The sequence below is a fragment of the Sulfurovum sp. bin170 genome, assembly GCF_010892395.1.
Lineage (GTDB): Bacteria > Campylobacterota > Campylobacteria > Campylobacterales > Sulfurovaceae > UBA1140.
The window spans coordinates 1-3,884 of sequence record NZ_JAACKB010000025.1 but is presented as its reverse complement, the minus strand read 5'-3'; the positions used below and the strand labels follow the sequence as shown (position 1 = coordinate 3,884).

The following is a 3,884-nucleotide window of genomic DNA, read 5'->3' as shown; positions in this document are numbered from 1 at the left end:
AATTAAAACCATTTTTTCAAATAATCTTATAACCAACCCCCCGAATATTCTTAACCTCAATACTCAGATTCTTTTTCAGTTTAGCGATATTCACACGCAGAGCCAAATCGGTAGGCTTATCTAAAAGAAGAAGTAACTCATCACGCGTAACAGGGTTAGGGTAGTTTTGAATCAGCGAAAAAAGCAGGTTTTTCTGCACATGCCCCAAGTAGAGTATCTCATTTTGATAACAGATCTCTTGACTTCGTAAATCTATCTCAAAATCTTTAAAAACTATCTTCTCTTTGAGCATCGCTGTCTTTGCCTTAATCCGTATTAGCAACTCTTCAGGGTCAAAAGGTTTTTTGACATAGTCATCCGCTCCTGCGATAAACCCTTTGGTGACAGAACCTACATCAATCATCGCAGAGATAATAATGGTCGGTGTAAAATCTTCTGCATCACGCAGAGCTGTCAAGAGGTCAACACCATTTAGCAGAGGGACATTGATGTCAAAAAGATAGAGGGAGTAGGTGTTATCATAACTCAAATCCATCGCCTCTTCGCCATTTTTTGCCCAATCGACCTCATATCCGTTTATCTTTAGATATTTGATGAGCGTCTTGGAGAGATTTGGGTCATCCTCTAGCAACAGTAGTTTCACTTTCGCCCACCTCCTTGACCATGACCATTGTGAAGTTGTCGATATTGGGGTTGTTTTATGAATTGTCGCTGTTGCATATTTTGCTGTCTCTGCTCTCCTTGACCATTGTTTGCAAAAGATTGTTTTAACTCTCTCATCGTCTCCTGTCGTTTCTCTTTGTTCATCGCTCGTAGTTCTACTTTGAGTTGATTCATTAGCTCTCTTCTATCTTCTGCTTTGGCTGTTTTTAGCTGCTCGATTAGCGTTGAGATAGAGGGAGTTGTCTTATCTTCTGTGTTCTTTTCGACTGTGTTAGAACTCTCTTCTCTATCTTCTGTAGTTGTAGATTTTTGGGTGATTTCAACTATTGGTTCAGTAGGATTAACCACCTCTTCCTCTCTCTCCACACTCTCCGCTATCGTCTCTGTAGTTGGTTGAGACTCTTCTGTTAACACCTCTCCAAAAAGGGTTAAAGGGAAGAGTATTAAAAAGAGACAGATACTTATATATCGTTTCATAAATACTCCTTCGACCACTATTTTACACTAAAATTGTTAAAGCAATGTTACTTGGTTAACCACGCCCATGCTGTCGTCCAGCACCATTGCCGCCTTGACCACTATCACCATGAGTATCAGGATACTCCTCAACAGTTTTTGCCCACTCTTCACCAGCAACAGCACACCCATCGGCAACACCCATGTTTTTCAGACCTTTGTCAAATGCCCAGTAGTGTTTGTAGCTACCATCTCTCAAAATATTAAACGCTGCCACAATATCGGTCGCATTTGAAGCTTCAGCTTGTAAGATAAAGTGGTCTAAATCATCAATATCAACTACCTCAACCATACATCCTACCTCCATCGCCGCCTGTGGTGAAGCAATCCCTTTCTCATACAACATATTATAAAGCTCCTGTATCGCGGGAATATCATACTGCCCCATCGGCATATCAGCAAACGCGACATCCTTGTCAGCCACTGGGTCAACCACATCTGTTAGATTATCAGTATTGACATTATATTTTCGGATAACCTCTTGCACGATTTCAACATGTTTCTGCTCCGATTTTGGGATATTAGCGAGTTGCATAAGAGAAGTACCATTATCGTTGTGATATTTATAGAGTACCATGTATATATCATAAGCGAGTCGCTCTTCATTGCCCATATATGCCAAACTGTCGATAACCTCTTGGGTCAAATTGGACTCTGGGTATTGTGTCAAATTAAATTCCATTCCCTCACCATGACCACCCTGCTCTGCATCAGGTCTCATTCCGTTGTTCCAATTTTCCAAATTTGTCTCATAGTGAGCTGATGCCACAGTATCATTTACATCAATCACACCATTATAATCCTCATCAACTGCCTCTGATAAATTAGTTGATAGAGCCAAAATTTCACTATCCTCTGATAGGTCTGATATAGAAACCTCTTGCGAAATTTTTTCAAGCTCACTGATAACAGAGATAGGTATAGTGATACCATTGCTTGGAGTATTGTCAACATCCATAGCCTGTAGAGTACGGAGCATCAAAAGCACCACCTCTTCACTATCACTCAACTCTCGTGGACTAATCAGACCCTCTGCTGTTGGTTCAGCTTCTCCAAAATTGAGTTTTCCAATAGAGAAGTTGACCTCTTCACCTTGTCGATATTGAAAACTTCCACTACTATCGGTTACTCCAGCCAAACCAGATGGAGTTTTATAGCTCAATCCTTCTACGGGTGCATCTATAAAGTAGCCTTTTTCAACAGCGGTTATGTTTGTTGTGTCTGCTTCTGATGTTGTCACCTCCGTATCTGCTACTGGTGTATCTGTACCACATCCTATTAAAAAAGCCGAAGCTATCAATGATAGTGTTACTAGTGTTATCTGTTTTCTCATCTTGTTTCCTTGTCTGACTATTTATTTTATATTGTAATTATATAGAGCAATTGTTAATTAAGTGTTACCTTGTAATTATATATTTAATACACTTTTAGCTACTATGTATTGAATAAATTAATTCTTGAATGGATAAAAGATGTTTGATGTGGTTATCATAGGAGCAGGAGCTAGTGGATTGGTCTCGGCAATAGTATCTGCAAGACGAGGCAAAAAAGTCCTTCTCCTAGAAAAAAACAGTAAAGTAGGCAAAAAACTCCTTGCTACAGGTAATGGACGGTGTAATATCACAAACCAAAAACCAATACCAAATAGATTTTATTCTAAAAATAGATACTTTATAGAGCAAGTACTAGATGGATACAACTATCAATCTATTAAAAATTTTTTTAAATCTATAGGATTGGAGCTAATAGAAGCTAAAGAGGGAAAAGTTTTTCCTATGTCACTTCAAGCCTCATCAGTGGTTGAGATTCTACAAGCAGAGTGCAAAGAGTTAGGAGTAGAGATTTGCTGTGAGTGTGAAGTTATAAAAATTGCAAATAAAAAAAATATATATATGATAGAACATAGTCAAGGTAAAGTCACCAGTTCATCACTTATTATCGCGACAGGTCATATCTCTGCACCATCGCTAGGTGGGGTTGATGATGGAGTAGAGTTTGCCAAGAGTTTTGGACATAAAGTAGTAGACTCTTTCCCCTCGTTAGTGCAACTTACTTCACCTATGAAAAACCTAAAACAGCTCTCAGGTGTCAAAGTTGATAGTAGGGTAAGTTGTGGAGAGATTCAACAACATGGCGATGTTCTCTTTACCTCTTATGGTATCTCTGGTTTAGCTATTCTTGATATTAGTCGAGTAGTAGTGCAGAAGCTTAGAAAAACAAAAACTGTAGAATTAGAGATAGATTTGATGCCTAAAATAAGCCATGAACAGTTGTTCTCATTAATGAAAAAGAGTCTACAAAATAGCAGTTCTAAACCAATGGCGTTATGGTTACAAGGATTTATCAATAAAAAGCTAATATCGCCCATCTTGGATCCATTAAAACTAGAAAACTCAACCGTAGGTTCGATAACATCGAACAAAAACAATCAACTGAAACAGATTGTAGAAAGAATAAAAAAGTTAAACTTCACAGTCAATGGAAGCAAAGGCTACAAAGGAGCAGAAGTAGCAACAGGTGGAGTAGATACCAAAGAGATAAATCCAAAAACCATGGAATCAAAGAGATTAAAAAATCTCTATTTCACAGGTGAAGTACTAGATGTAGATGGAGATAGAGGAGGATTTAATCTGCATTTTGCTTGGGTCTGTGGAATACGAGCAGGGGAGAGTATTTAGTTATTCACATCTTTCAAATAATATGTT

4 protein-coding genes are annotated in these 3,884 nt (G+C 38.3%); 1 reads left to right on the top strand and 3 read right to left on the bottom strand.

Translation table 11 applies throughout. The features are described 5' to 3' along the window. Nucleotides 1-16: 16 nt before the first annotated feature. From GSY74_RS00675 to GSY74_RS00665, 3 genes are read right to left on the bottom strand one after another with little or no spacing between them, the layout of a single operon-like run. On the bottom strand, nucleotides 17-643 hold the full coding sequence (locus tag GSY74_RS00675; protein ID WP_164663177.1) for a response regulator transcription factor: 627 nt from the start codon (nucleotides 641-643) through the stop codon (nucleotides 17-19). Continuing rightward, nucleotides 640-1,140, bottom strand: coding sequence for a hypothetical protein (locus tag GSY74_RS00670; RefSeq protein WP_164663176.1), 501 nt, complete (start codon nucleotides 1,138-1,140; stop codon nucleotides 640-642). Before GSY74_RS00670 ends, GSY74_RS00675 begins: the two co-directional genes overlap by 4 nt. A 55-nt stretch (nucleotides 1,141-1,195) precedes the next feature. Then, complete coding sequence (locus tag GSY74_RS00665; protein ID WP_164663175.1) at nucleotides 1,196-2,512, bottom strand: DUF2202 domain-containing protein; 1,317 nt, start codon at nucleotides 2,510-2,512, stop codon at nucleotides 1,196-1,198. Between the two features lie 139 nt (nucleotides 2,513-2,651). On the opposite strand from GSY74_RS00665, the gene GSY74_RS00660 reads away from it, so the two are divergent. Next, entirely contained in the window at nucleotides 2,652-3,857 is a 1,206-nt protein-coding gene (locus GSY74_RS00660) for an NAD(P)/FAD-dependent oxidoreductase (protein ID WP_164663174.1), read from the top strand. The last annotated feature ends 27 nt before the right edge of the window (nucleotides 3,858-3,884 follow it).

Excerpts from the sequence above, each read along its gene's own strand:
- GSY74_RS00670 (WP_164663176.1), bottom strand. The coding sequence starts at position 1,140 with ATGAAACGATATATAAGTATCTGTCTCTTTTTAATACTCTTCCCTTTA.
- GSY74_RS00665 (WP_164663175.1), bottom strand. The coding sequence starts at position 2,512 with ATGAGAAAACAGATAACACTAGTAACACTATCATTGATAGCTTCGGCT.
- GSY74_RS00660 (WP_164663174.1), top strand. The coding sequence starts at position 2,652 with ATGTTTGATGTGGTTATCATAGGAGCAGGAGCTAGTGGATTGGTCTCG.